Source organism: Chryseobacterium sp. AC417 (genome assembly GCF_979258215.1).
On sequence record NZ_OZ409845.1, the window covers coordinates 2,674,509 to 2,700,396 of the forward strand.

Annotated in this window: 22 protein-coding genes and 1 pseudogene; 7 read left to right on the forward strand and 16 right to left on the reverse strand. The window is 34.2% G+C overall.

Going from position 1 to position 25,888, the window contains the following annotated elements; translation table 11 throughout:
* Positions 1–16: 16 nt before the first annotated feature.
* The 3 genes from ACZZ9T_RS12760 to gyrA form a co-directional block, all read right to left on the reverse strand.
* Complete coding sequence (locus ACZZ9T_RS12760; RefSeq protein WP_219969150.1) at positions 17–853, reverse strand: 1,4-dihydroxy-2-naphthoyl-CoA synthase; 837 nt, start codon at positions 851–853, stop codon at positions 17–19.
* Positions 854–1,078: 225 nt separating this feature from the next.
* Positions 1,079–2,137: a tetratricopeptide repeat protein gene (locus ACZZ9T_RS12765; RefSeq protein ID WP_463442402.1), complete on the reverse strand. Its 1,059-nt coding sequence runs from the start codon at positions 2,135–2,137 to the stop codon at positions 1,079–1,081.
* 23 nt (positions 2,138–2,160) lie between these two features.
* Complete coding sequence (gene gyrA, locus ACZZ9T_RS12770) at positions 2,161–4,752, reverse strand: DNA gyrase subunit A (protein ID WP_463442403.1); 2,592 nt, start codon at positions 4,750–4,752, stop codon at positions 2,161–2,163.
* Positions 4,753–4,900: 148 nt separating this feature from the next.
* Between gyrA and ACZZ9T_RS12775 the strand changes: the two genes are divergently transcribed.
* Positions 4,901–5,215: a DUF4286 family protein gene (locus tag ACZZ9T_RS12775; protein WP_463432711.1), complete on the forward strand. Its 315-nt coding sequence runs from the start codon at positions 4,901–4,903 to the stop codon at positions 5,213–5,215.
* A 48-nt stretch (positions 5,216–5,263) separates the two neighbouring features.
* Here ACZZ9T_RS12775 and ACZZ9T_RS12780 read toward each other — a convergent pair whose 3' ends face one another.
* The 5 genes from ACZZ9T_RS12780 to uvrA all read right to left on the reverse strand — a co-directional run bounded on the left by ACZZ9T_RS12780 (position 5,264) and on the right by uvrA (position 10,199).
* Positions 5,264–5,452 (reverse strand): quinol oxidase subunit 4, encoded by a 189-nt coding sequence (locus ACZZ9T_RS12780; RefSeq protein WP_463442404.1) that lies wholly within the window; start codon positions 5,450–5,452, stop codon positions 5,264–5,266.
* A 120-nt stretch (positions 5,453–5,572) separates the two neighbouring features.
* Positions 5,573–6,067: a GNAT family N-acetyltransferase gene (locus ACZZ9T_RS12785; protein WP_463442405.1), complete on the reverse strand. Its 495-nt coding sequence runs from the start codon at positions 6,065–6,067 to the stop codon at positions 5,573–5,575.
* Positions 6,068–6,069: 2 nt separating this feature from the next.
* Positions 6,070–6,582: a DUF421 domain-containing protein gene (locus ACZZ9T_RS12790; protein WP_463442406.1), complete on the reverse strand. Its 513-nt coding sequence runs from the start codon at positions 6,580–6,582 to the stop codon at positions 6,070–6,072.
* 109 nt (positions 6,583–6,691) lie between these two features.
* Positions 6,692–7,096, reverse strand: a complete 405-nt coding sequence (locus ACZZ9T_RS12795) for a hypothetical protein (RefSeq protein ID WP_463442407.1) — start codon at positions 7,094–7,096, stop codon at positions 6,692–6,694.
* Between the two features lie 274 nt (positions 7,097–7,370).
* Positions 7,371–10,199, reverse strand: a complete 2,829-nt coding sequence (gene uvrA, locus ACZZ9T_RS12800) for an excinuclease ABC subunit UvrA (protein ID WP_463442408.1) — start codon at positions 10,197–10,199, stop codon at positions 7,371–7,373.
* A 196-nt stretch (positions 10,200–10,395) separates the two neighbouring features.
* On the opposite strand from uvrA, the gene ACZZ9T_RS12805 reads away from it, so the two are divergent.
* The 3 genes from ACZZ9T_RS12805 (at position 10,396) to ACZZ9T_RS12815 (ending at position 12,261) form a co-directional block, all read left to right on the forward strand.
* Positions 10,396–10,965 (forward strand): Crp/Fnr family transcriptional regulator, encoded by a 570-nt coding sequence (locus ACZZ9T_RS12805; protein WP_463442409.1) that lies wholly within the window; start codon positions 10,396–10,398, stop codon positions 10,963–10,965.
* 295 nt (positions 10,966–11,260) lie between these two features.
* Complete coding sequence (locus ACZZ9T_RS12810; protein ID WP_463442410.1) at positions 11,261–11,941, forward strand: type 1 glutamine amidotransferase domain-containing protein; 681 nt, start codon at positions 11,261–11,263, stop codon at positions 11,939–11,941.
* Between the two features lie 20 nt (positions 11,942–11,961).
* On the forward strand, positions 11,962–12,261 hold the full coding sequence (locus ACZZ9T_RS12815; protein WP_463442411.1) for a putative quinol monooxygenase: 300 nt from the start codon (positions 11,962–11,964) through the stop codon (positions 12,259–12,261).
* A 69-nt stretch (positions 12,262–12,330) separates the two neighbouring features.
* On the opposite strand, the gene ACZZ9T_RS12820 is transcribed toward ACZZ9T_RS12815, so the two are convergent.
* The 3 genes from ACZZ9T_RS12820 to ACZZ9T_RS12830 all read right to left on the reverse strand — a co-directional run bounded on the left by ACZZ9T_RS12820 (position 12,331) and on the right by ACZZ9T_RS12830 (position 16,551).
* A complete protein-coding gene (locus ACZZ9T_RS12820) occupies positions 12,331–14,214 on the reverse strand; it encodes a type VI secretion system baseplate subunit TssF (RefSeq protein ID WP_463442412.1) in 1,884 nt (627 codons plus the stop codon).
* Between the two features lie 21 nt (positions 14,215–14,235).
* Positions 14,236–14,676 (reverse strand): GPW/gp25 family protein, encoded by a 441-nt coding sequence (locus tag ACZZ9T_RS12825; RefSeq protein WP_463442413.1) that lies wholly within the window; start codon positions 14,674–14,676, stop codon positions 14,236–14,238.
* 459 nt (positions 14,677–15,135) lie between these two features.
* Complete coding sequence (locus ACZZ9T_RS12830; protein WP_463442414.1) at positions 15,136–16,551, reverse strand: APC family permease; 1,416 nt, start codon at positions 16,549–16,551, stop codon at positions 15,136–15,138.
* 142 nt (positions 16,552–16,693) lie between these two features.
* Between ACZZ9T_RS12830 and ACZZ9T_RS12835 the strand changes: the two genes are divergently transcribed.
* Positions 16,694–17,200 carry a DUF4920 domain-containing protein gene (locus tag ACZZ9T_RS12835; RefSeq protein WP_463432734.1) on the forward strand — a complete coding sequence of 169 codons (507 nt, stop codon included), beginning with the start codon at positions 16,694–16,696 and terminating at the stop codon, positions 17,198–17,200.
* 48 nt (positions 17,201–17,248) lie between these two features.
* Here the strand turns inward: ACZZ9T_RS12835 and ACZZ9T_RS12840 are convergent, their stop codons facing one another.
* Positions 17,249–18,358, reverse strand: a complete 1,110-nt coding sequence (locus tag ACZZ9T_RS12840; protein ID WP_463442415.1) for a M14 family zinc carboxypeptidase — start codon at positions 18,356–18,358, stop codon at positions 17,249–17,251.
* Positions 18,359–19,192: 834 nt separating this feature from the next.
* Between ACZZ9T_RS12840 and ACZZ9T_RS12845 the strand changes: the two genes are divergently transcribed.
* Positions 19,193–19,729 (forward strand): helix-turn-helix domain-containing protein, encoded by a 537-nt coding sequence (locus ACZZ9T_RS12845; RefSeq protein WP_463442416.1) that lies wholly within the window; start codon positions 19,193–19,195, stop codon positions 19,727–19,729.
* Positions 19,730–19,779: 50 nt separating this feature from the next.
* On the opposite strand, the gene ACZZ9T_RS12850 is transcribed toward ACZZ9T_RS12845, so the two are convergent.
* From ACZZ9T_RS12850 to ACZZ9T_RS12865, 4 genes and pseudogenes are all read right to left on the reverse strand, one after another.
* A complete protein-coding gene (locus ACZZ9T_RS12850; protein WP_463442417.1) occupies positions 19,780–20,799 on the reverse strand; it encodes a T9SS type A sorting domain-containing protein in 1,020 nt (339 codons plus the stop codon).
* A 186-nt stretch (positions 20,800–20,985) separates the two neighbouring features.
* Positions 20,986–22,152, reverse strand: a complete 1,167-nt coding sequence (locus ACZZ9T_RS12855) for a proline dehydrogenase family protein (protein WP_463442418.1) — start codon at positions 22,150–22,152, stop codon at positions 20,986–20,988.
* A gap of 63 nt (positions 22,153–22,215) precedes the next feature.
* Positions 22,216–23,144: pseudogene (locus ACZZ9T_RS12860) on the reverse strand (UbiA family prenyltransferase).
* An 11-nt stretch (positions 23,145–23,155) separates the two neighbouring features.
* Entirely contained in the window at positions 23,156–24,082 is a 927-nt protein-coding gene (locus ACZZ9T_RS12865) for a mevalonate kinase family protein (RefSeq protein WP_463442419.1), read from the reverse strand.
* A 202-nt stretch (positions 24,083–24,284) separates the two neighbouring features.
* Between ACZZ9T_RS12865 and ACZZ9T_RS12870 the strand changes: the two genes are divergently transcribed.
* Complete coding sequence (locus ACZZ9T_RS12870) at positions 24,285–25,838, forward strand: T9SS type A sorting domain-containing protein (RefSeq protein WP_463442420.1); 1,554 nt, start codon at positions 24,285–24,287, stop codon at positions 25,836–25,838.
* The last annotated feature ends 50 nt before the right edge of the window (positions 25,839–25,888 follow it).

The following is a 25,888-nucleotide window of genomic DNA, read 5'->3' on the forward strand; positions in this document are numbered from 1 at the left end:
TTTGAGGACTGAATGATCACGAAATCCACTGATCTTTTCCGAAATCAGGTTTTCTTTTTTCTAAAAATGCGTTTCTGCCTTCTTTTGCTTCTTCGGTCATGTAAGCCAAACGTGTAGCTTCACCGGCAAAAATCTGTTGCCCAACCATTCCGTCATCTGTAAGATTCATGGCAAATTTCAGCATTCTGATCGAAGTCGGAGATTTAGCTAAAATTTCCTGAGCCCATTCGTAAGCGGTATCTTCTAGCTCTTCGTGAGGAATTACAGCATTGACCATTCCCATTTCCAGAGCTTCCTGCGCAGAATAATTCCTTCCTAAAAAGAAAATTTCACGGGCTTTTTTCTGTCCGACCATTTTCGCCAAATATGCAGAACCGTAACCACCGTCAAAACTCGTCACATCAGCATCAGTTTGCTTGAAAATAGCGTGTTCTTTACTCGCTAAAGTTAAATCACACACCACATGAAGTGAATGACCGCCACCAACTGCCCAACCCGGAACAACTGCTATCACGGCCTTTGGCATAAAACGAATCAAACGCTGAACTTCCAGTATATTTAAACGATGTCTACCATCTTCACCTACGTAACCTTGCTGACCTCTTGCGTTCTGGTCACCACCACTGCAAAAAGCCCAACCTCCATCTTTAGAACTTGGCCCTTCTCCGGAAAGCAAAACGACACCTATCGAAGAGTCTTCGTAAGCATCATAAAAAGCATCGTATAATTCTGAGGTTGTTTTTGGCCTGAAAGCATTGCGAACTTCAGGTCTGTTGAAGGCGATTCTTGCTACACCATTACATTTTTTATAGGTAATATCTTCGTATTCTTTGACGGTTTTCCACTCGATCATTCTGTAAAAATTTTTCTCAAATATACGGAATTACAGAGAAATTTAACATTGATTTGTTAGGATAATTCTGAAAATACGCTTTACATTATTGTATAAATTATTTATCAAAACTAATAGAATTTTATGGTTTTCAAAATTAATATTAATCATTACTAAGTCTGAATGATATCCAATAAAAAAACCGAAACAAAAATTGCTTCGGTTTAATATTTATTAAAAATTTGATTATTGTTTTGGCTGCTTAGCTTCAAGTTCAATTTGTTTTGCTTTCATTTCAGCAGCTTTTGCCTGATTTTTTGTAATTACATAGATTTCTCTCAAAGTGGTAACAGAATCTATGTTTTCAGGATTTAACTGATACCATTTTTCTGCATAAGGCAATGCTTTGTTAAATCTTTCTTTTCGCGCTTCTATTAATCTTGTAGCTTCATCAGGGTTAGACTTTCTTGATGCATTAATAAGCTCAACTGCTTTCGCATCATCACCTATTAAAGTATACACTAAATTTTGATTAGCATTATTGGTTAATGAAGGATTATTTGTTGCGAGACTTATTGCTTTTTGAAAAGAAGCAATTGCATCAGCTTCAGTTGCAGGATTTTTTGACTGTAAAACTCCTAAATTATACCAATTTGTAGCGTCATTTGGATTTTTGGCCAATTGTTCCTTTAAGTTTGTTAAAAATTTATCAGTGTTTCCTGTTGCATATAAAGCTGAACCCTGATATTCCTTTAGTTTTGCATTATTAGGATATTTTGCTAAACCTTTTTCAATTAATGCTAAAGCTTCGTCATTCTTTTTTGCATTAAGAAGTAAGGTAGACAAAGTTTCGTATAAATCTGGTTCAACACTTTTAGTCTGTTCAGTTTTGAAATCGGTGTAATCTTTAGAAGAAGATTTTTTCAGCAAATCCCAAGTATTTTTATCAAGTGTCGTAACTTCACCTGTTTTTACCGCTTTTGCTGTATAATTGGTCTGCACTCCTGTATATCCTGAATTAATCAAATCTGTATAAATTTTGATTGCCTCATCAACATTATTGGCCAAAGCATAGCTTAGTCCTGCGTAGTACATATAAACTTTATCATCTTGACCGCTACTCTTCATTAAATCATAAACTTCCACAAATTTTGGCGCTGCTACAGCATAGTTCTTAGACTGGTAAGCATCCATAGCTGCTTTATTAGAAGCCTGTAGTTGCGCATTTACATCTTTAGCATCCTGTTTTTGTCCAAAAACAAATGCTGAAGAAATGATTGCTATACTTAAAATTAGCTTTTTCATAATAAGAATTTTAATTGTTTTATTTACTCTTCAGTTTCAGAACTTTCATTAGATTCTTCTGAATCTGGTTTTTCTGAATTATTTTCTATTTCCAAAGCATCTTCATCTTCAGAAATGATTGCAGTTTCTGTACCTTCTAAAAGCTCGTCTTCTTCCACTACATCTTTATCCATTTCTACCTTTGCAATGGCTGCAATTTCGTCATTCTTTTTCAGATTGATCATTTTTACACCCTGAGTATTTCTACCCATCACACGCATCTCATTCATATTCATTCTGATAGCGACACCAGATTTATTGATAATCATCAAACCATCATCGTCCGTAACATTCTGAATAGCAATAAGATTACCTGTTTTCTCGGTGATATTTAAAGTGATAACTCCTTTTCCGCCTCTGTTGGTAATTCGGTAATCTTCTACCGCAGTTCTTTTACCATATCCTTTCTCAGATACCACAAGAACTGTATCATTTTCCAAATCGTTCACAACAATCATACCAATTGCCTCATCATTATCTTCCATGCTGATTCCGCGAACTCCGATAGAACCTCTGCCGACTTCTCTTACTTTTGCTTCAGGGAAACGGATACATTTACCGTTTTTTGTAGCAATCATGATTTCAGAAGTCCCATTGGTTAAATATGCACCCAACAACATGTCGTTGTCTCTGATCTCAATTGCATTAACACCATTTACTCTAGGACGTGAATAAGCTTCCAGAGACGTTTTCTTAATCGTACCATTTTTGGTTACCATTACAACGCTCATTTGGTTTACATACTCAGTATCTTTTAAATTATTGGTTCTGATATATGCTTTAATCTTATCATCAGGCTCGATGTTGATTAAGTTTTGTACCGCTCTTCCTTTTGCAGTTTTAGAGCCTTCAGGAATTTCAAATACTCTTAACCAATAACATTTACCTTTTTCGGTAAAAAACAACATATATTGGTGATTGGTCGCAGAAACAATATACTCTAAGAAATCTGAATCTCTCGTCGTAGCAGCTTTATTTCCTACACCACCTCTGCTTTGAATTTTGTATTCTGATAGCAACGTTCTCTTTACATATCCTGCATGAGAAATCGTAAGAACTACCGCTTCATTCGGAATAATATCTTCGATAGACATTTCACCTCCTGAATAATCGATTTCTGTTCTTCTTTCGTCGCCGTATTTTTCTTTAATTTCAATTAATTCATCTTTGATAATCTGGAATCTTCTTGGTTCGTTTGCCAGAATATCTTCCAAATTATTAATTTCTTTCATAATTGCTTCATATTCATCACGGATTTTGTCAAGCTCCATTCCTGTCAAACGAGCCAAACGAAGATCCAAAATTGCCTGTGCCTGAATTTCAGACAGATCAAATTCCTGAATAATCCCTTCTTTCGCAGCCTGTGGATTGGCACTGTGACGAATAATTGCAATTGCTTTATCTAAAGAATCCTGAGTTCCGATCACCTTCATGAAACCTTCAAGAATGTGCGCTCTTTCTTTCGCTTTTTTAAGCTCGTACTCTGTTCTTCTTACAATCACCACGTGTCTGTGCTCAACAAAATGGTGAATAATATCTTTTAAATTCAGCTGTTCGGGTCTTCCGTGTACCAGTGCAATATTGTTGACACTGAAAGAAGTTTGTAGCGAGGTGTATTTGTATAGTAAGTTTAAGACTACATTAGGAATTGCATCATTTTTCAATTCATAAACAATACGCATCCCGTTTCTGTCAGATTCATCTCTTATCTCATATATTCCTGGGATTTTTTCATCCTTCACCAATTCAGCAGTTCTGGCAATCATTTCCGCTTTGTTTACCTGATAAGGAATCTCAGTTACAATGATTGCATTACGGTTATGCACTTCCTCAAAGCTCACTTTTGCTCTTAGAACAACTCTTCCTCTTCCTGTGTGGAAAGCATCTCTTACCCCATCGTAACCGTAGATAATTCCACCTGTAGGAAAATCGGGAGCGATGATGTGCTGCATCAATTCATCAATTGTAATTTCTCTGTTGTCAATATATGCAGTAATTGCATCTACAGCTTCAGTTAAATTATGGGGTGCCATATTGGTCGCCATACCTACTGCGATACCAGAAGTACCATTAACCAAAAGATTTGGGATTTTTGTAGGCATTACGGTAGGTTCCGTTAAGCTGTCATCAAAGTTATTTTGAAAGTCTACTGTTTCCTTGTCAAGATCTGATAATATTTCGTCTGAAATTTTCTTTAATCTTGCCTCGGTATAACGCATCGCTGCAGGCGGATCTCCATCCATTGAGCCAAAGTTACCCTGTCCGTCAACCTGTGGATAGCGCAAACTCCATGTTTGAGCCATTCTTACCATAGCATCGTACACAGAAGAATCTCCGTGTGGGTGATATTTACCTAAAACGTCTCCTACGATTCTTGCAGATTTTAAGTGTTTTCTATTTGAAAAAACGTTCAGACCATACATCCCGTAAAGTACTCTTCTATGAACAGGTTTCAAGCCATCTCTTACATCCGGTAAAGCTCTTGAAACAATAACGGACATTGAATAATCAATATAAGAGGACTTCATTTCATCAACAATGTTGATAGGAATCAATCTTTCTCCTTCTCTTTGCATATATAACTTTTATTGTAATGATAATCAGATGTTTAAAAAACGACCCGAAAACTATTTATTTTGAATATTTAATAACGGGCTAATTTACGAAATTTTTACCGATTTTTGTCGAACTATTTATCCAAATAATCTTAAAAAATCTAAAAATATGAGCGTATTGAGCATTACCTTCCATTGTACCAAAGACAATATCGGAGAATGGGAGAATTACGTGGATGATACTCTGATTCTGATGACCGAAAATCTCATGGATGTAGAAAAATATATCTTGTCTGAAGTGCACAGCGAGTATATTGAAGACGGCAAAAACTATAATCTTCTTTTAATTTTTGACAGCGAAGAAAAACGTGAAGAATTTATGGAAAGTGAGCTGAAAAACATCACTGAAATTATAGAAAAAAAGTTCGGGCAGGAAGTAATGATTTTCAATACTTTTCTTAACCCGAAAAAGACAAGGTTTTAAAATTTAAATAAAAAAATCCCCAGAATAATTGGGGATTTTTTTATTTTTTTAATGTCTTCCGTGATGATGTCCTCTCTTTTTAACCTGTCCGGGAGCATAGTGTTTGGCACTCCCGCCATAAATCTTTTTAGCGTGTCCCGGCGGCATTGGTCTGCTTCTGGGATGAGGCGGTGCTATGCAAGATGCTAACATTGCTATTATTAAAAATATTCCTAAACCTTTCATTAAAATTTTCATATTCCTTTTTTTAGATTTACATTCAGAGACAGGCAATGATAATGCCAAGTTTGAATTGAAAGATAAAAGAGTTTTAGTATAAAAAATAAAGCGAACAACTTAATAGACGACCAATATTCATCAAACTACCACTTCACTTCTTCTTTCAAGCATTACGAGATCCTTCCATTCACCATGAAGTTTACCCACTTTTTCTCTAACTCCTACGGTTCGGAAACCATTTTTTAAATGAAATTTTATTGAAGCTTCATTTTCAGGAAAAATATTTGATTGGAGAGTCCAAAATCCATGGTTTTCACTGTCAGAAATCAGCTTTTTCAACAAAAGTGTCCCTAAACCTCTGCCAACATAATTTTGATCAAAATAAATGCTTACCTCAGCAACCCCTTTGAAACATTCTCTTTTGCTTACAGGCTTTAAAGCACACCACCCTATTAATTCGCTGCTTTCGTTTTCCAACACCCATCGGCAATCGTTGATGAAGCTTGTATTCCAAACCTCAACATTGGGAAGTTGGGTATCGAAAGTTGCAATTCCGCTTTCTATGCCCTGCTGAAAAATTTCCATCACCCGAGTTTCATCTTCAGGCAGCATTTCTCTTATTTCGTAATTCATTTTTAATGATATTTTCTTTTATTTTTTCTTTTAATTCTGGAATAATGTGTTTGTTTATCTTTTTCATCTTCAGATATAACACTGATATTTCCGTCGACTTCCAAAATTGAAAGTTTTACATTTTTAATATTTTCAACGCCATGTTCTCTGATGGCTTCATTGAGTTCATCAAAACTAATCTTCACTTTTCTCAAAGCCGTATGATCTGCAACACCGTCTTTAACCAAAATTACAGGATCAGCTTCCATAAAACTTGCAAAAGATTTGTTGGAAAACATGAATCTTTTCATTGTGAAATTGGCTGTAAAAAGTACCAAAGCCGCAATCAATCCGCCCTCAAGTGAAGTATTCTCACCCACCATTGCATTTTGTACTGCATTGGAAATTAAAAGTAATAAAACAACATCTCCGGCGTTCAGTTGTGAGAGTTGGTTTTTCCCAAATAAACGGATTGCAGCTACCATAAAAAGATAAACGCAGAGGGAACGGATGACCACATCAAGAATAGGATTCACGATCTGTAAAATTTAAAATCAAATGTATACAATAATCGGAAATAAAAAAACTGCTTTTTCAAGCAGTTTAAGGAAATTGGATATCTTTTGTTTTATCAATTATTGCTCATTATCTGTGTGTAATATCAACGGTTACCGGCATTACGTAAGAAGAGGCAATCATATTTTCATTTAGTCTTCCTGTATCTATTTTATACTGAAGATGACTTAAAACATTTTCAATTTCTTTACTCACATTTTTACAATCACCTTTTGAACGTACATTCACGATTTTTCCGTTTTCGGAAACATCAAATTTCACCTCTGAATTTACAATTCCTTCTTTGTAGTCTGAATTTGTAAAATCAAACTGATCCATCAACAAGCTTCTGATCTCATTGAATGCATCATTTTTATTGATCTGAACTTCCTCAATCGTATTGTTTGAAGTTGTCTGGGCTTTTACATTTCCCATGATTGCTGTTAATCCTAATGCAAATAGTGAAGCAACAAATATTTGGATTTTATTTTTCATATGTCTTTGATTTTAAATTAGATATTAAACTTGTTATAATTTCTATATCAAAGATATGCAAAATATTCATATAAACTTCACATTGAGTTAACATTGGGTTAACATTGAAATATAAAGTATTGTTATTCAAACAATTAAATTTTAAAATAATTGAATTATTAACATTGGAACCTATTATTTGTGTATAAAAAAGGCTAAACTTTATCAGTCTAGCCTTTTTATATTGTTAGATTCCTACGGAATGACAAATATGTTTTTAAATTTAGATTATTAATTACATCTCCTTCTTCAAATACTTCCCTGTCAAACTCTTCTTCGATTTAATAATCTCTTCCGGAGTTCCTTTGGCAATAATTTCACCACCGTATTTTCCACCTTCAGGACCAACGTCAATGATGTGATCTGCCAGTTTAATGACATCCATATTGTGTTCGATGATGATGAATGAGTTTCCTAATTCCACCAATTTATTAATGGCATCCATCAGAATTTTTACGTCTTCAAAATGAAGCCCGGTAGTCGGTTCGTCAAGAATATATAAAGTATTTCCGGTTTGTCTTTTTGCCAGTTCTGTTGCCAGTTTGATACGCTGAGCTTCACCTCCGGAAAGCGTAGTCGACTGTTGTCCCATGGTGATATATCCTAAACCAACATCCTGTAAAGTTTTCACTCTTGCAAAAATCTTCGGAATTGGCTGGAAGAAATCTACCGCTTCATCAATCGTCATTTCCAATACATCGGAAATTGATTTTCCCTTGTAACGAACTTCTAAAGTTTCTCTGTTGAAACGTTTTCCGTTGCAGGTTTCACAATGCACGTAAACATCGGGTAAAAAGTTCATTTCGATAACCTTTAAACCACCTCCTTGGCAAGTTTCACATCTTCCACCTTTTACGTTGAAAGAAAATCTTCCCGGTTTGTAGCCACGGATTTTAGATTCCGGCAGTTCTGAAAATAAATTCCTGATATCGGTAAACATTCCGGTGTAGGTTGCAGGATTCGAACGTGGCGTTCTTCCAATCGGAGTCTGGTCAACATCTACAATTTTATCAATATTGTCAAGACCTTCAACTTTTTTATAAGGTAAAGGTTCCTGAACGGCTCTGTAAAAATGTTTGTTCAGGATTGGATACAAAGTTCCATTGATTAAAGAAGATTTTCCGCTTCCAGAAATTCCTGTGACAACTACCAGTTTTCCTAACGGAATATCAAGGGTTACATTTTTAAGATTGTTTCCTGTAGCACCTTTTAGTACGATACTTTTACCATTTCCCTCTCTTCGTACTTCAGGAATGGCAATTTTTCTTTTTCCGTTGATATAATCAGCAGTAATAGTATCTGCTTTCAGTAAATCTGCAGGTTTTCCCTGCCAAAGAATTTCTCCACCGAATTTTCCGGCTCTCGGACCAATATCCAGAACCTCATCAGCTTCCATGATCATATCTTTGTCGTGTTCTACAACCAAAACAGAGTTTCCGATATCTCGAAGATTTTTTAATGATTTGATCAGTCTTTCGTTATCTCTCTGATGCAAACCGATACTTGGTTCATCCAAAATATAGAGAACATTGACCAATTGAGAACCAATCTGCGTTGCCAGACGAATTCTCTGAGATTCTCCTCCGGAAAGGGTTTTCGAACTTCTGCTCAGACTTAAATATTCTAAACCGACATCCAATAAAAACTGAAGTCTGGTTTCTATTTCCTTTAAAATTTCATGCGCAATAATAGCATTTTTCGGCGAAAATTTATCTTTTACATCTCTCAGCCAATCTTTTAAATCTGATAAACTCAGACCATTGATTTCAGCAATATTTTTTCCGTCGATTTTAAAACTTAAACTTCCCGGCTGAAGACGTGTTCCTTTACAATCCGGACAGGTTTCTTCGGTCGTGAAATGTCTTTCCAGTAAAACGCCTTCATAAGATTCTTTCTCATCAATGATTTCTTCCATGAAAGGAATCAAACCATCAAAACTGATCTTTATTTTCTTGGTAATTCCTGCATATTTCAGGTCTTTATTAAATTCTTTATGACAACCGTTGTACATATAATCCAACGCTTCTGCCGGAATATCTTTAAACGGAGTCGTCATGCCTAAACCGAAAATTTCAAGAATACTTTTGATCTGTGCTAAGATCCATTTGTTGGATTTAATATCTTCTAAAGGCAGTAAACCTCCCTGGTTGATCGACAATTTAGGATTTTCAACAAAATAATCAGTGTTGATTTTCTTGATTGTTCCTAGTCCTTTACAGTTTGGGCAGCTCCCTTTCGGAGAGTTGAAAGAAAATGTATTCGGTTCCGGTAAAGCTAATGAATGTCCTGTTTCAGCATCCATTAAATTTTTTGAGAAATATTCGATTTCTGTACTTCCCAGCTTTTGAATTCCGATTACACCTTCACCCATTTCCATTGAGGTTCTCAGTGATTTTTCCATTCTAGTTTCAGAGGCAGATTCACCAATGATCCAACGGTCTATCACGATGTCGATATCGTGGGTTTTGTAACGATCGAGTTTTAAATCATATTCAATATCCTGCAATTCGCCATCAATTCTTGCCTGTCCGTATCCTTTTTTAGCCATCTGTACGAATAATTCGTGATAATGACCTTTTCTTGAACGGACAACCGGTGCCATTAACATCAGCTTTTCGCCTTTGTAATTTTCTTTGATGGTATCAAGAATCTGATCTTCCGTATAGCTCACCAATTTCTTTCCTGATGACAATGAATACGCATCAGAAACTCTTGCAAACAATAGTCGCAGATAATCATAAAGCTCGGTTACGGTTCCAACCGTAGAACGTGGATTTTTGTTGGTGGTTTTCTGTTCGATTGCAATTACGGGAGACAGTCCTTCAATTTTATCCACATCCGGACGTTCCAGACCTCCTAAAAACTGACGTGCGTATGCTGAAAATGTTTCGATGTAGCGGCGCTGACCTTCGGCGAAAATCGTATCGAAAGCCAATGAAGATTTTCCGCTTCCGGAAAGCCCGGTAATTACGACCAGTTCGTTACGCGGAATTTTGACATCAATGTTTTTAAGATTGTGTTCTCTGGCTCCGTAAACTTCTATATATTCTTTGGGTTCGCTCATAATTTGGGGTGATCTTACATGAAAATCACGATTTGCAAAATTACGGAATTTTATGGAATTTCTTTAGTTAAAAATAGTCTTGATTTCTATCATAATGACATAACTTTCTTAAAAATTTTAAATAGAAATCCAATTATGTCATCTCATTTTATCTTCATCAAATTTATTTAAATTTACAGTGCATTAATTCATATTCATGAACAGATTACGACAGCATATCGAAGAAATAACTCCCGTCAGTGATGAGGAATTTGATTATATAAAAACATTTTTCACATTGAAAAACGTCCGTAAAAACCAATTTCTGCTTCATGAAGGCGACAAAGTAGAATTTGAGTTTTTGGTTTTGGAAGGAATTTATAAAGTATTTTATCTTGATGAAAACGGAAAAGAACATATTGTACAGTTTGCAAAAAAAAATTGGTGGATGAGCGACTACCCAGGCTTTTTTAAAGAAAAGAATTCAACAATGTTTGTAGAATGCCTTACAGATGGAGAAGTTCTTTGTCTCACTTTGGTAGGCAGAGAAAAATTGTCCTCAGAATTTCACAAAATGGAACATTTTTTCAGAGTAAAACTCACCAACGGATATGTCGCTCTACAGGAAAGAATAAGAATTTTGTTATCAAGTACACCACAACAGCGATACGAAGAATTTTCAAAACAGTATCCTGATTTCATCCTTCAGATTCCTAAAAAATATGTTGCGGAATATCTTGGCGTGAGCAGAGAAACATTGAGCAGACTTTATTCGAATACCAAATAGTTTATTTAAATTATTATATATCTATAATTTTTCATAATTCTTTATTTAACGCAAAGTCAAACAAAGAATTAGAGATTTTGACCGTTTTTAAGTTATACAAAGGCGTTAACTTAATAAAGAAATACAAAGTGTTTTCAATTATGATAAAGACAATCGTAAATGATTTAAAGATTTAAAGATTAGTGTGATTTCAGTCACACTTTTTTTGTGACTTCCCTCCTTCTCTTCCGCATTGCAACCGCCATACATTTGCTATAGAAATTTAAACAAAATAAAATCAATTAAAATTTTAAATATGAAAGCAAAAGTATTAATCATCGTATCGAACGCAAACGCAATCGGACCCAATAACAAAAGAACCGGAACTTTCTTGCCAGAAGTCGCACATCCTTACGCAGAATTCGAAAAAGCAGGTTATCAAATCGACTTTGCAAGTTTGACAGGTGAATCACCGTTTTTAGATGCATTAAATTTAGCCGATGATCCTGAAAATTTAAAATTCTTAACCGGTAAAGGTTGGGAAGATATGCACAAAGCGACTCAACTTTCAGAAATTGATATTAGCAATTATGATGCAGTATTTATTCCCGGAGGTTTGGCTCCAATGGTTGATATGCCTGAAAATGCAGAATTAAAAAAAGTAATCGCTGAAGTGTATGAAAGAAATGGTGTAGTAGGAGCTGTTTGTCACGGTCCGGTTTCCCTTTTAAATGTACAATTAAGTGACGGAACTTATCTGGTAAATGGTAAAAACATTACTTCCTTCACCACAGAAGAAGAAGATAACTATGCAAAACTTGATGTACCGTTTGACTTGCAGACTGCATTGACCGATCAAGGTGCAATTTTTCATGCTGCTGAAGCCTGGTCTGCAAACAGTATTGCCGACGGAAATCTTGTAACCGGACAAAATCCTGCTTCTGCAAAAGGTGTTGGTGAAAAAATAGTTTCTGTTTTAGAATCTAAAAATTCATAATTTAACTTTAAAATTAAAAAATGAGTAAACAAGCAGTGTACGTATATGCAAAATGGCAGGTAAAAGAAGGAAAACTAGATTCGGTATTGGGAATTTTGAAAGAAGCCGCCCAAAAAAGTTCTGAAGAAAAAGGAAATTTATTTTATAAAATTCATCAGAGCAAGACCGATCAGAATACGTTGATTCTATTTGAAGGTTATGAAAACGAATCGGCGATAGAATTTCATAAAAACTCAGAACATTACCAGAGTTTGGTTGTAGAGCAGATTGTTCCTTTACTGGAAAGCAGAGAAGTGATTTTAATGGATCAGATTATTTAATTTAAAAATTCCGAAAAGCTTTAGTTCTATATAAAGTTCTTCGGAATTTTTTCTTGAGATTAATTTAAATCAATTTTCAAAAAAATCTACGTCTTCATTATTTATTATGACCAAATATTCAATTCCGTCAATTGCTTTAGAAATAATTTGGTTACGAAGAATGTTTGCCATGTTTTCCCAATAAACTCTTCCGTAGAAAGAATAATTTTGGGGAATAATTTCTACTTCAACAGTGCGCACGAAACCTTCTTTCGGTTTGTTGCTGATCATGGTTCCTCTTTTTACACGGACATCTTTCAGCTCGTCTTTCAGTACCATTCGGCAGTAATTTTTTACGTCTTCCAAAGAAATTATTTTATCTCTGGTCGTCAGCGCATATTTGTATGCCTGAATGCTATCTGAACCTTTCTGTTCTTCAGCTCCACCGATGGTTTCCGTTAAAAGTACCAAAGACTGAGACTTTAGTTGATTTAAAAGTTCAGTTCCTGGACGCATATGATTGGCAAATGTACAGTGTGTGATCCAGAAAGAAGCATAAGTATGATCGGTTTTTTCCACAGGTTCCATGATGACGTAATTCAGTTCCTGCTTAATATTCCTTTTAGCATTATTAACTTTCTGCACCATCGATTTCATCTTGTCAGACATTTCGCTCAGCATTCCTTTTACATTATCACGGTTTAGCAGTGAGAAAGCTGCAATCTCATCTCTGGTCAGTTCAAGCACATTTGAAATCATATCAACAGCATTTCTGTTGTTAAAGCGTTCCATTCCACCTTTTCTTACGGTATAGAGTCCTTTTTTTAAATCATCTGAAGGTGTAAAAGGAATTTCTGTATATTTTCTGCCGTCTCCGTCCTGAACTTCATCTACGTAAAGAAAATGTTCGCCTTCTTCGGTAATCAGCGGAATATTGTTTCCCATGATGTCTAAACTGTATTCCGTTTTTTTCCAGCCACGATTATAAATAGGGAAAGCATTGAGAACAAAAGTGAAATTATCTAAAATTTCAGCAGAGAACTGTGGCGGAAACTCAAAAGTTAACCAAAGAAAAGATTTTCCGTCGATGTATTTTTCAATTTCTTCTTTTCCGTTTAGAAAATCCAAATCCTGCGGAAGTTTTCCGTATTCTGAAAACAAATCTCTGGAAAGTCCGGTTACCTCAATAAATTTATGATGATAAATACTTTTGATATCTTCAATAATTTTCGTCTGAATGGACTGTTCATGAAATAACTGCTCATATCCTTCCGCCTGCTCTTTTTTTAGATACGTTAAACCTTCTTTCACAAAAAGAGGATTTCCGTTACTTGAAACCGAAATGTAAGGAAGTAGTTTGTAGACAAAATCTAAATGCTCAAAGGCCGGATTAGAACAAAATATTCCAAGAGATCTTGGGAATTTTTCATGCGTATATTTTGAGACATCAATTCCTATGGTTACTTTTCTGTAATCGGACGGTCTTCCCTGGAATCTTGAAATCGGAATTTTATTTAAACGATCATCAATGCTGTAGCAGGTATTTCCCACGAACATGATGGCAGTTTGTGCTTTGTTGGTTCTTATGCTTCCGACCGGAGTAAAAGGAATATTCAGTTGTTTGTCTGATTCAGTCTTCACCGTTGAATTCATCTGTTTTTTAAAGAAAAACTCGCTGTGTTCCATTAAAACCTCCGAAGATTCAAAAGGAGAAATGAAAGCAATTGCATGTGCAGGAATCGGATGTGTATAAATAGATGGTGTTAAAAGCTTTGCCAGTTTTTCTAAAATTCTCGCATTGACGGTCTGAATTTCATTATTAGCTTTAAAAACTTCGGTACTGAAAGCATCAATTAAGAGTTTAACAAAAGGATCCAGTGACTGCGGACTTTTCAGACCCCAAATTTTGGTTGCATTTTGCAGCATTCTTGCTTTTACAGATTCTTTGGAATATATATTCTGGTCTAAATTCATTTTTTGTGATAAGGAAGGTGATTAATCAATTGACATCGGGCTAAGAAAAAGTTCGGTTGAAAAGCTGAAACGCTCTCCTGTAGCCTCCATTTTTGCATTGATGGCTATTCTTACTTTTTTCTTAATTTCCGTGTGTTCTTTAGTGTCGTAGCTATGCTCTACTACTTCGACATGAGCATCGACCTGCGGCTGAACAATTCTGGGCTCAAAATCCAGAATCTGCCTCTTAAGACTTTTAACAAAAACATTTTCCCATACGGCTGAAGTAACTCCGTTATCAAATTCCAGATTCCAAACATCGTTTCCGTAATTTTCGTCATATCTGTTTTCGCCTTTTTTTGTTGTGATAAGCAACATGATGTTGTGGGCAATACTTTCACCCATATCGCAGGTGTCTATGCTTGCTCCTTCAGACATCAGTGTAGATGGCACAAAAGGCATTCTGTAATTTGGTGTATCCATAGATTTTAATCTCTATTTAGTTTTTTTGGTGTCATTATTTAAAATGAAATACCAAATTAATCATTTTTAGGAAATAATTTATGATAATCTGTTGAAACTTTAATTGATTGTCTGTCTTAATGGGTAAAATTAATTTAGCCGCAAAGTTCACAAAGATTTTTTGACTACTAAATGTCTTTAAGATATACAAAGGCGTTCCACTTATAAATGAGCACAAAGTTTTTAATTCTTAAGATGGTTAGTTGAAAAAATGATGTTCTATTTACAATGCTTTTTTACTTGATGTAAAGATTACTTCGTCGCTTCGCTCCTCGCAATGACTATATTTTGATTTATACCGAATTTCTAGCCCCGATTGAACGGCGTGTTTGAGCTCTTTTCAGATTTTGTGTGGCGGCTTTGCCGCCGCACAAAATCTGAAAAAGCGAGTAGTGAAAGCGGGATTAAGCTTCTAAAAACTTATAGGTCTGTTCTCTTATTCCGGTTAATCATATAATAAACAGGAAGTCCTAATAAAACAATTAAAAATCCCGGCCAAGTGTATTGTTGTTTATAAATTAAAAGAAGAACACAAAAAATAGTTCCTATCAGCAGATAAATGATTGGAGTAACCGGATAAAGCCAGGTTTTGTAAGGTCTTTCGAGATGAGGCTGTTTGATTCTTAAATAAATAACTCCGAAAACGGTAATCATGTAAAATAGAACGATAACGAATGAAATCATATCTAAAAGATTTCCGTACTGTCCGCTCAGACATAAAACGGAAGCCCAGATTCCCTGCATCCAGAGTGCATTTGAAGGAACATCATTTTTGTTATTCTTGATCGCAGATTTGAAAAACAAACCGTCTTTTGCCATGGTCTGGAAAACCCGTGAACCCGCTAAAATCAATCCGTTATTGCATCCAAAAGTAGAAACCATTACAAGGATGGCAATGATTACCGTACCTGCGCTTCCGAAAATGTTTTGCGATGCCGAAACCGCCACTCTGTCATTGGCTGCAAATGCGATGGAATCTCTGTCGATGGCATTTAAATAAACATAATTTACAGCAATGTATAAAAGCATTACCGCAGAAGTTCCCAAGATCATAGCTTTAACCACATTTTTCTTCGGATTTTCTATTTCTCCGGAAACGAATGTCACACTTTCCCAGGCAACAGAACTGAATACAGAACCTACCATTGCAGCAGCGATTCCGCCCATCAAAGTCATTCCGTCGATCGATTCCCAACCAGTTTTCAGGAAATTACCTTTTGCATCTTTATCTATATTATTAAAAGCATCAGTTCCGAGGCTGAAGTTTTCTGCTAAATGTGAAAAATCTACGAAAATAAAGCCTGCCGCAATTAAACCTAATAACGCTAATATTTTTGAACCTGTAAATACATTTTGAAGCAATTTTCCGCTTTCAACACCTCGTGTATTGATGTAGGTGAGCAGTAAAATAATGGCTATCGCTAAAATTTGAATCCAGGTGATTTGAAATTCTCCACTCTGAAAAATTGGTGCAGCATCATTGAGCGACGGAACGAGATATGCTGTAAATTTCCCGAACGCCATCGCAACAGCAGCAATCGTTCCGGTTTGAATTACAGTAAATAATCCCCAACCGTAAAGGAAGCCCATTTTTTTACCGAAAATTTCTGTGAGATACGTGTATTGTCCGCCCGCTTTAGGAAACAGTGCAGAGAGTTCGCCATAGCTGATTGCTGCAGCTACGGTCATGATTCCGGTGATAATCCAGACTACAATCATCCAGTATCCTGAACCGAGATTTCGCATCATGTCGGCACTTACGATAAAAATCCCGCTTCCGATCATTGAGCCCATCACGAGCATTGTTGCGTCCCAAAGTTTTAGTTTTTTTTGCATATCCAAATATTCCCTTCAAATATAGATAATTATGCAATTGTTTTTCATATTTGTTTTGAAATTTGAAATGAAGTGTTTTTTATCAAGCCAATATTCATTATCAATTCAAATTTTATTATTACTTTTGGAAAAATATTAAAGAATGAAATTTAAATCCATCCTATTTTTAGTCGCTGTAACTGTTTCATCATTAACATTTGCACAGGAGCAGAAAAAATCTGGTCCACCGGCAGGTAATGCAATCGTGGGTGATACTTACGGCTCAGTAGTTTCTACAAAAGAATCTAAAGCAATAAGCGTAGATAAATTGTCTAAAAAACTAAATAAAGACAGCAAAAAAGTTGAGAACGTTGCGATTAAAGGTAAAGTAGTTGACGTTTGTGACAAGAAAGGTTGCTGGTTAACGATTCAGACTGAAGATGATACTCAGTTTTTCGTAAAAATGAAAGACTACGGATTTTTTGTACCAACAGCTTTAGAAGGTAAAAACGTGGTTTTGGAAGGAAGTGCCGAAAAGAAGGTTACCTCTGTTGATGAGCAAAAGCATTATGCTGAAGATGCTAAAAAACCACAGTCTGAGATTGATGCTATCACAAAGCCAAAAGAAGAAATCAGATTTGTAGCGAACGGAATTAAAGTAGTTAACTAATACTGGATAAAATTTAAAAGAAAAGCGGAACCAATTGTTCCGCTTTTTTTATTCTTCTATTTTAAAATTGACTTCTGCATCCAATTTAGGATATTTTGTTTCGCTCACAAATTTTTTACCCTCACAGTCAATTTCCAGCCAACCTTTTCTTTTCTTAATATCTCCCGCTTCTACTACAAAAGGAATAAATGAGATTTCATCATTTCCTTCTTCTAAAATTTCTCTGTACTGAACGGCAATATCGAGAATACATTCATGATCGGTATTTAACTTTACATTTCTGTACACAATATCGTAATGTGTTTCCTGATTTTCCGGGATTTCCAGATATTTTTCCCAGCCTGTACTGTCAGATTTTAATTCACTGATTGCCTTCAAGGCGTAATACAGAGCAATTGTATAATATTTTCTCGTTTCCTTTCTTGTGTAATCACCAATAAAATGACCACCTTCAAATAAAATAGTCGGCATTCCTGCTTTGATGAAATTATCGCCGGTTGAAGTAGGATAAAATTCATCAGAATATCTACCAATCTGATCAGGGATTAATTCTTTTAAATTTTTATATATCTGAGCAATTACCGCCATACATTTTTTTCTGTTCTCCGTAATCGTTCTTTCTTCGTTTTCAGAAGGAGCCAAAAAGGAAAGTGTGGCAGGATGCGTTCCGTCTGTTGTAAAAATGGTACGTTGCTCATGAAGGTTCAGCGCATAATCATAGTTTTTTGCAGAAACCAATTGCTTTAGGTATTTGATTTCTTTACTCGCTTCATTATGAAAATCTCTATTTAAATCAATATCTGCAGCAGTCAATCTTGTCCATTTTTCTGAGCCATCTGGATTTAACATAAAAATGAAATCTAAATTGATTAAGCTTAGAAGATCATTCTTTAATTCTGGATGCTTATCTAAAGTCACCAAAAGATCCAGCATCGCATGAGTTGCATTCGATTCATTACCGTGCATCTGTGACCAGGCTAAAACTTTAATCTTCCCAGTTCCTACATTCAATTTGTAAATAGGCTTGTCTAAATAGGATCGTCCTATCTCCTGAATATAATCGCTGAGATTGGTCTGTAGGTAATAAAATAATTTTTCAGGAGAAATATAACGATTTTGGAAATCGGGATTTTGGATATACAAATGTTCAAAATTCATTGAAAAGAAATTTACATGAGTCAAAAATAAGAATTTTTTAGGAGTAAATAAAAATTAACATTTGTAATTTCATTAAACGATGTAAATTGACAAAAAGTCTGTTAGTTAAAATGTGGATTGCTAATAATTTAATTTATGATATTTAAGTATTTAAAATTCAATAATTTATGAAGTTTATTTAAATGATTAAATAATATATGCTTTAAGTCTATAAAACTACTTTTTTACCCATTTGATTGTTATTTTGCTAAACATATAAAATGTGGATTATGTGGGTAATTTAATACAATATACAAATGTAAACGGTCTAAAATTATTTTAGATTCTTAAATATATATCGCTAAAAAAGGTTTGGTTAATGAGTCTAAATGATTTTTAAAATATTAAATATAATACCCGTAAGAAACCAAAATTCTGCTGAAACTTAACGTTATTAATGTCTGTTGAATACTATGAACGATAAAAATAGTTTCTAATTCTTCATATAATCAGCCATATAACATCTCTCCCACTCTACAGGGTTAATTATCCAGAAAAATATTTTTAACAAAGTGATCTAACAAATATCAATGTTAATTCAATGAATATTATGAAGAAAAATTTTGTTAAAGATCTTATCTATAGTTATACTTTAACTCATTACCTATTATAATGTATAAATTCATATTAATGATTTATAGGAAATAAATTCATCACATTTTTATAAATAACTGAAATATAGTGGCATACATTAATTTACTTTTGTATATAATTTAATTGCAAATAGTTTACTTTTGTATTTTGCAATTGTAAATTTTATATTTACATTTGTAATTGGTTTAAAAGCTTATTTTTATGAGTTTAAATGAAAGAATTTCAAAGGTTATAGAATATTCTAAACTAAGTTCCTCAGAGTTTGCAGATGAAATAGATGTGCAACGATCTTCCATTTCGCATATCACTTCCGGAAGAAACAAACCTTCTTTAGAATTTATCATTAAAATAAAATCAAGGTTTCCTGAGATTCTGTGGGATTGGCTGGTGAATGGCGATGGAGAAATGCTGAAATCTGAATTGCCTGAAACAGAAATTAATTCTGAAAATGAAGATTCTGAACAAAAAGCTAAACCTACTTCACTTCCCGATCTATTCACGATGATGAATGATGATAATGATTTTGGAAGCGAAGAAAAGGTAACAGAAGAAATTCTCTCTGGGCGAGAATCTGTTATTTCACATGAAAGTAAAGCATCAGAAAAAATATCCGATTCTCAGCCATTAGAAAAGTTGAATGAGAAAATCATTGACGAAGTCATTCAAAATCAAAATAATAAGATAAAACGTATTGTTTTGTTTTATGATAATGGAAAATTCGAAAGTTTTGAGCCATAAAAAATCTGATTATATTCAATAATCAGATTTCAAATTTTATTTTAAACGACTTACTTTTTAAGCAGCTTTGTAATCTTCGTAGATTTATTGCTGATAATTTTTAAAAAGTAATTTCCTTTCGGGAGATCAGAAATATTATATTCCTCCGAAGCTTTTAAGATTTTTACCAATTTTCCCGAAGTATCCATAATTTCAATACTTGTAATTTTAATTTTTTCAGGATTGCTTATTTTAAATGATTCTTGGACAGGGTTTGGGTACACCTGAATTCTGTTATCATATTGTATCACTTCATCTGTACCTAAAACAGATGTATAGGTTATTATAAAAGGCATATCTACCGGAACATCTGGTGCAGTAATCGGATTACCGTCGTCAATAACAGATACCCAGGATGTCGGAACTACAGCGTTAAACTGTTTTGCATTAAATGAGGCAAGACCTCTGCTTCCCGGGATGGTAACCGATGGTAAAAAGTTGGCAGTAGAAGTTGCATTTTGCAATTGAAACTTCACCCAATAAGTACCTGGTGTAAGGGTTTTTGGAACGTTTGCAGTAACTTTCCATATCTTCCTTGTTGTACCCGGTGGCGATACTGTAGTAGGAACTAAACTGTTAAATATTCTGTACATATTAGAATCTACACTAGAAGAAAATCTGTTGGTTGTATCATCTCCAAAAACACTTACAGCTCCTGCAACGGACGGGTCTGAACTGAAGATATTAACTCTCACTGTATTGAATGGACTTGTGGCACCTGTGTAGCCTGTCTGATAAGCAAAAAAATCGATTGTTGAAATTTGCCAAGCATTTGCACCAGGCGGAACAACAAAATCATCAGCTAAAAAAAAGTTATTTGTTGCTGAAACATAACTTCCCGAAAATCCTGCACTTGTATTCGATTCCGTAGTGTTTCCTGTATTATTCTGAGCTTCAGACCAAGTATAACCTGCAGGTGCTGCAGTTCCGCTGTTTGACGTTGCTCCGGTGCTTAAACCTCCATTGTTATAGGTTTGTGCAAATACCAGATTTGCTAATAAAAAAATAGCAATTTGTAGATTTTTTCTCATTTTATAAATTTTAAGTTCACAACGAATTTATAAAAATTATAACACATTACTAACAAAATACAAATAATTTTACAGTATTATCATATAAATCAATAATAAATACAATTTCAATTACTTTTATAAATAATCCTAAAAAAGAAAAAACTCCATCAATGATGGAGTTTCTCTTATTTTTTTTAATATAAACTACTTCTTTCTTCTTTCTAATTCTTTTTTGATTAACCCTAGTTCTCTTCCGGTTTGTCCGGCAACAGAAGTATTTTCTCTTGCTCTTCTCGTAAGATACGGTACAACGTCTTTTACAGGTCCGTAAGGAAGGTATTTCGCAACATTATACCCTTTATCAGAAAGATAAAAACTAATGTTATCACTCATGCCATAAAGTTGACCGAAATAGATATTAGGATGACCATTTTCAAGATTTTTAGCTTTCATTTTATCCATAACCAGTTCAGATGATACTTCATTATGCGTTCCGAAAAACGCTGAAACTTTATCCAAATGGTTCATCACAAAATCAATTCCTGCGTTATAATTCTTGTCTGAAGATTCTTTATTAGGCTGAATTGGATCTGGATATCCTTTTTCAGCTGCTCTCGCTCTTTCTTTCTCCATATAGGCACCACGAACAATTTTGTACCCTATGAAATAGTTCTTTTCTATTGCCCGCTGAAGATTCGCTTCCATATACTCCAACCGGTGAGTTCTGTACATTTGAATGGTGTTCCAGACAATTGGTTTTTCCTGATTGTACTTTTCCATCATCTCTTCGCAAAGCTGATCTGCAGCTTTCTGCATCCAAGATTCTTCTGCATCAATCATTACTTTTTTATCATGCTCATGACATAGCTTACAAACTTCATCAAATCTTTTTACCACTCTCGCCCATTCTTCTTTCTGGCTTGAGGTTAGTTCTGCATTGTTTCCGACAGCTTCATACAAATCAATTCTTCCGAAAGCAGTAGGCTTAAAAACAATAAAAGGAATTGCCGGATTTCCTACTGAAAATTTAATAATATCTTTGATTTCCTGACAAACTGCATCGAAAGTTTCCTCATCTTCTTTGCCTTCAATCGAATAATCAAAAATACTTCCGACACCTCTTTTGAAAAGCTGTTTCACTGCTTTCATGCTTTCTTCACGCGTTTCACCACCTACGAATTGCTCAAATAATGTATTTTTTACAATTCCGTTGACGAAAGGAAAGTTATTGTGAACTGTGAAATTAAGAACAGAAGTTCCGATATTGGTCAAGGCAGGCTGCTCGATCATCTTAAACATCCAATATGCTTTTCTCAATTGAGCATCTGTTTTGTCGGCAAATGCGACTTTAGTATCGTTAAAAATGGACATTCTTATTTGTAGATTTAATTTTGGCAAATGTAAGAATAACCTGAATGTTATTAAAATATATTTCTACAATTTACCCTCGATTCCGTTCAGCAACATAGAAATAATACCTACAAAAACCCAAAAACGTAAAATATTGAGCGTGAAAAACTTAGACTTTTTCGAAGAATTTAAGAGTAAATAAATACATAGAATCAACACAAATAATCCAGAAGCAAAATAATATGCCATAAATCCTGAAATTCCGGTTTTTGCAATGAGCTTCATCGAAACAATAATTGTAATTATCAATAAAGAAACGATAATTGTTTTAGTCATTTTACTCTGAAAGTAATTGGGAATTGTAATGTAACCAAAAGTTTTGTCAACACTTTTTGTTAAAGTATCTTTTACTATATCAATACATAAAAGAATCAGAAATAAAAAGATTGCCATCAGCAAGACCTTTTTCGAAAAAGTCTCGTAATAAACCATCATTCCGAAGAAAGGATATAATGTAAGACTGACGAATGTAAGGTTATTTAAGATTAGAATTCTACTCAGTTTGTGACTATAAAACCACATAAAAAACTGATAAATAATGAAAAAAATAAGAACTCTGTATGAAATGAAACTAGCAACACCTAAAGAAATAATGCTTAAAGCCAGATACGCATACAAAAAATATTTTTGCTTGATAAACCTTTGAATTCGCATTCTGAAAGGCTTTACAATATAATCTTTTTCGAAATCGTAGAATTGATTGATTATTCCCCGGAAAGTATGGAGAGAACGGTACAAAAAATAATCCCATGAACTTTAAAATCAAAGACAAAGTTGCTAAAAGATTCTTCCTGATTAAATAAGAAAAATGTAGAAACATATAATGCAAAAGTGAGCAAAAGAGCCACAAAAAATCTTGCTCCTAAAAGAAAACCGACAAATTGTGAAAGCCTGTAAAACAGAGATTTGGAAACAAAATTCTCTTCCTGGAAAGTTTCTTTTTCACAATTCATTTCCGGTGATTTTAAAATCTGTAGATCACTTCTTTTTGGAAACCTTCCAACATTTTTTCAGCTTTTTCGTAATCTTTGGTAAAACCTAAAATATAACCGCCACCTCCGCTTCCGCAAAGTTTGAGATAATATGCATTAGAATCGAGTCCTTTTTTCCACACATTAAAAATACTTTCAGGAATCATCGGACGGAAATGTTCATATGCCCAGTGAGACAGTTTTTTAAGATTTCTAAAGAACGGATTCATATCTTTTTTCAGGAAAGAATCTATGCAGGCATTGTTGTAACGAATAAATTCTTCTTTCAAAGTTTTACGGAAACCTTCTGTTTTCATTTTTTCGAAGAAAATCTGAACCATCGGTCCGGTTTCGCCTATACTTCCGGAATCAATTAAGAAAATCGCCCCTTTTCCTGCTTCACTTTTTGGGATCGAAACTTTATCTACGTTTTCCTTATTTTCGATAAGAATAGGCAGATTCATATAGCAGATCAGAGGGTCAATACCTGAACTTTTTCCATGAAAATAACTTTCCATTAAACCGAAAACCTTTTTAAGATTTTTCAATTGATCTTTAGAAACAGATTCGGGAATATATTTTGTGATTGAATATCTTTCAAAAATTGCAGCTACCAAAGCTCCTGAACTACCTATACCGTAACCCTGAGGAATGTTACTGTCGAAGAACAGACCTTTTGAAATTTCTTTTTGAAATTCAGCAACATTTAAATCAAAACCTTCGGGAAGTTCTAAATTTTGTAAATATTCAGAATATTTGATCATATGACCATTAGACTTTTTTTCGAATTCTGAATCTAAAGATGAGAATTTTAAAGTCCCTTTATAAAAGCTGTAAGGGAGTGTTAAACCCTGAGAATCTTCTATTATTCCATATTCTCCGAAGAGAAGGATTTTTGCGTAAAATAGAGGGTTTGTCATTGTGTAATAAATCTTTTTTGCAAAGTTAATATATTCTGCTAACTAAAAGCAAAATCTACGCCGCAATTACAACTTATTTTAACAGAAAATTAATTCTACCATATAGCTCAAACCATATTGAAGTTCAAATAATTATTCTATAAAGCCAAGCCTTTTTAGATTATTATTATTTTATTAGCTTTGTATAAATTTAAACACAATTATGATGAGAATTAAAAATTTATTATGTTTATTAGCTTTTTTCTTTATTAATTCAACTTTAATGGCTCAAACCTTTATTTTTGATCAAGAAATAAAAGAAGATAAATTAGACCGCAGTAAAAAACTGAAGCACGTTAATCACGGAATGTTCAGCAAATTAAAGTATTGCAGACAAACCCCATTCGCACTTGATAAAGATCTTCAAATTTCTTTGTTTGACGGACAGTCAATTAATATCAAATATGGTTCTAATCCAAAACTAGGGTTAGGTACTACTACTTACAAGTATACTATTGAAGGAGATAAAGAGGGAATCGTAGTTTTTACTGATTATAAAGGCTGGATTGATGGCTCCATTATTCTTGGTACAGGAGAAAAATTTCATATTGTAAAAACAGCTGACGATATTTTTTCAGTATCAAAAATTAATGCTAGCTATTTTAAAGATGAAGCTTGTAAAGCAGATGAAACCCATCTTAAGGAGCTAAAAGATAATAACCTGAATAAAAATCTACTGGTGCATCCAAATATTTGCACATCATCTCCATGCGCCAATTCAGTAATTGATATTATGGTTTTATTTTCTAATCAGACCATAGCCAATATAAATGGAGGAGCACCTGCCGCAATAGCTGCTACAGCTAATCAGGTTGTGTTGCTTAATCAATCTTTGGTAGATTCGGGTATAAATAATCTTCAGTATAATCTGGTTCATGCTCAGGCAATTAATCATAATGATCTCACTGATTTGAGTGATGATAAAGATGAGATAAAGTATGGAACTTTAAGTGCTTCTGTAAATACTCTCAGAAATCAATACGGTGCAGATTTGGTGTCTATATTTTGTAATTACGGATCTGGAACAGGAGATATAAGTACAAATCCCACTAATTTTAGTTCAAATAACGCTTATTCAGCAATCAATTATGATTATGTAGTTGGAAGTTACTCATTATCTCATGAAATAGGACATAATATGGGCTTAAGACATGATTGGTATGTGTATTTAGACAGACCTGACCATACGCGTGCATGTGAACATTATCACGGTTATGTCAATAAAGTAGCTATACAACTTGGTGCTGCAAGCCCTGCAAATAAAAGATGGAGAGATATAATGTCATATGGAAATGAATGTTCGTCAGTAGGAATTACCTGCACTCGTCTTAACAGATGGTCTAATCCGGATCAATCTCATAATGGTGATGCTATGGGAGTGTCTATAGGTTCTGTAGATCCATCTGATTCCAGACATGCTCTTATGAGAACCGGGTGCATAGTAGCTGCTTACAAAACAGCTCCTGTTTTGGGAGTTCAGAATACTCAAGATCAATCAAATAATTTTTCTTACTATCCTAACCCCGCAAAAAATAAACTTTTTTTGTCTAAAGAAATAAAAGGCTATACGATTTTTAATGCTGAAGGCCGATATATTGAAGGTACTAATAATAAAGTTAAAGAAATCAATGTTTCATACTTACAAAAAGGAGTATATATAGTAAATACTACCCTTCCTGATAATAAAAAATACAGTTTTAAGTTTATAAAAGAATAGGAAAAGAAATCCCAGATGAATAAAAATTGCCACTCAGATTTAATTTGAGT

What these genes read in the sequence shown, in the direction of transcription:
- ACZZ9T_RS12855 (WP_463442418.1), bottom strand. Translation starts at nt 22,152, where the DNA reads ATGTCCATTTTTAACGATACTAAAGTCGCATTTGCCGACAAAACAGAT.
- ACZZ9T_RS12845 (WP_463442416.1), top strand. Translation starts at nt 19,193, where the DNA reads ATGAGTTTAAATGAAAGAATTTCAAAGGTTATAGAATATTCTAAACTA.
- ACZZ9T_RS12870 (WP_463442420.1), top strand. Translation starts at nt 24,285, where the DNA reads ATGATGAGAATTAAAAATTTATTATGTTTATTAGCTTTTTTCTTTATT.
- ACZZ9T_RS12865 (WP_463442419.1), bottom strand. Translation starts at nt 24,082, where the DNA reads ATGACAAACCCTCTATTTTACGCAAAAATCCTTCTCTTCGGAGAATAT.
- ACZZ9T_RS12850 (WP_463442417.1), bottom strand. Translation starts at nt 20,799, where the DNA reads ATGAGAAAAAATCTACAAATTGCTATTTTTTTATTAGCAAATCTGGTA.
- ACZZ9T_RS12810 (WP_463442410.1), top strand. Translation starts at nt 11,261, where the DNA reads ATGAAAGCAAAAGTATTAATCATCGTATCGAACGCAAACGCAATCGGA.
- ACZZ9T_RS12765 (WP_463442402.1), bottom strand. Translation starts at nt 2,137, where the DNA reads ATGAAAAAGCTAATTTTAAGTATAGCAATCATTTCTTCAGCATTTGTT.
- uvrA (WP_463442408.1), bottom strand. Translation starts at nt 10,199, where the DNA reads ATGAGCGAACCCAAAGAATATATAGAAGTTTACGGAGCCAGAGAACAC.
- ACZZ9T_RS12805 (WP_463442409.1), top strand. Translation starts at nt 10,396, where the DNA reads ATGAACAGATTACGACAGCATATCGAAGAAATAACTCCCGTCAGTGAT.
- ACZZ9T_RS12820 (WP_463442412.1), bottom strand. Translation starts at nt 14,214, where the DNA reads ATGAATTTAGACCAGAATATATATTCCAAAGAATCTGTAAAAGCAAGA.
- gyrA (WP_463442403.1), bottom strand. Translation starts at nt 4,752, where the DNA reads ATGCAAAGAGAAGGAGAAAGATTGATTCCTATCAACATTGTTGATGAA.
- ACZZ9T_RS12780 (WP_463442404.1), bottom strand. Translation starts at nt 5,452, where the DNA reads ATGAAAATTTTAATGAAAGGTTTAGGAATATTTTTAATAATAGCAATG.
- ACZZ9T_RS12785 (WP_463442405.1), bottom strand. Translation starts at nt 6,067, where the DNA reads ATGAATTACGAAATAAGAGAAATGCTGCCTGAAGATGAAACTCGGGTG.
- ACZZ9T_RS12830 (WP_463442414.1), bottom strand. Translation starts at nt 16,551, where the DNA reads ATGCAAAAAAAACTAAAACTTTGGGACGCAACAATGCTCGTGATGGGC.
- ACZZ9T_RS12840 (WP_463442415.1), bottom strand. Translation starts at nt 18,358, where the DNA reads ATGAATTTTGAACATTTGTATATCCAAAATCCCGATTTCCAAAATCGT.
- ACZZ9T_RS12835 (WP_463432734.1), top strand. Translation starts at nt 16,694, where the DNA reads ATGAAATTTAAATCCATCCTATTTTTAGTCGCTGTAACTGTTTCATCA.
- ACZZ9T_RS12775 (WP_463432711.1), top strand. Translation starts at nt 4,901, where the DNA reads ATGAGCGTATTGAGCATTACCTTCCATTGTACCAAAGACAATATCGGA.
- ACZZ9T_RS12760 (WP_219969150.1), bottom strand. Translation starts at nt 853, where the DNA reads ATGATCGAGTGGAAAACCGTCAAAGAATACGAAGATATTACCTATAAA.
- ACZZ9T_RS12825 (WP_463442413.1), bottom strand. Translation starts at nt 14,676, where the DNA reads ATGGATACACCAAATTACAGAATGCCTTTTGTGCCATCTACACTGATG.
- ACZZ9T_RS12795 (WP_463442407.1), bottom strand. Translation starts at nt 7,096, where the DNA reads ATGAAAAATAAAATCCAAATATTTGTTGCTTCACTATTTGCATTAGGA.
- ACZZ9T_RS12815 (WP_463442411.1), top strand. Translation starts at nt 11,962, where the DNA reads ATGAGTAAACAAGCAGTGTACGTATATGCAAAATGGCAGGTAAAAGAA.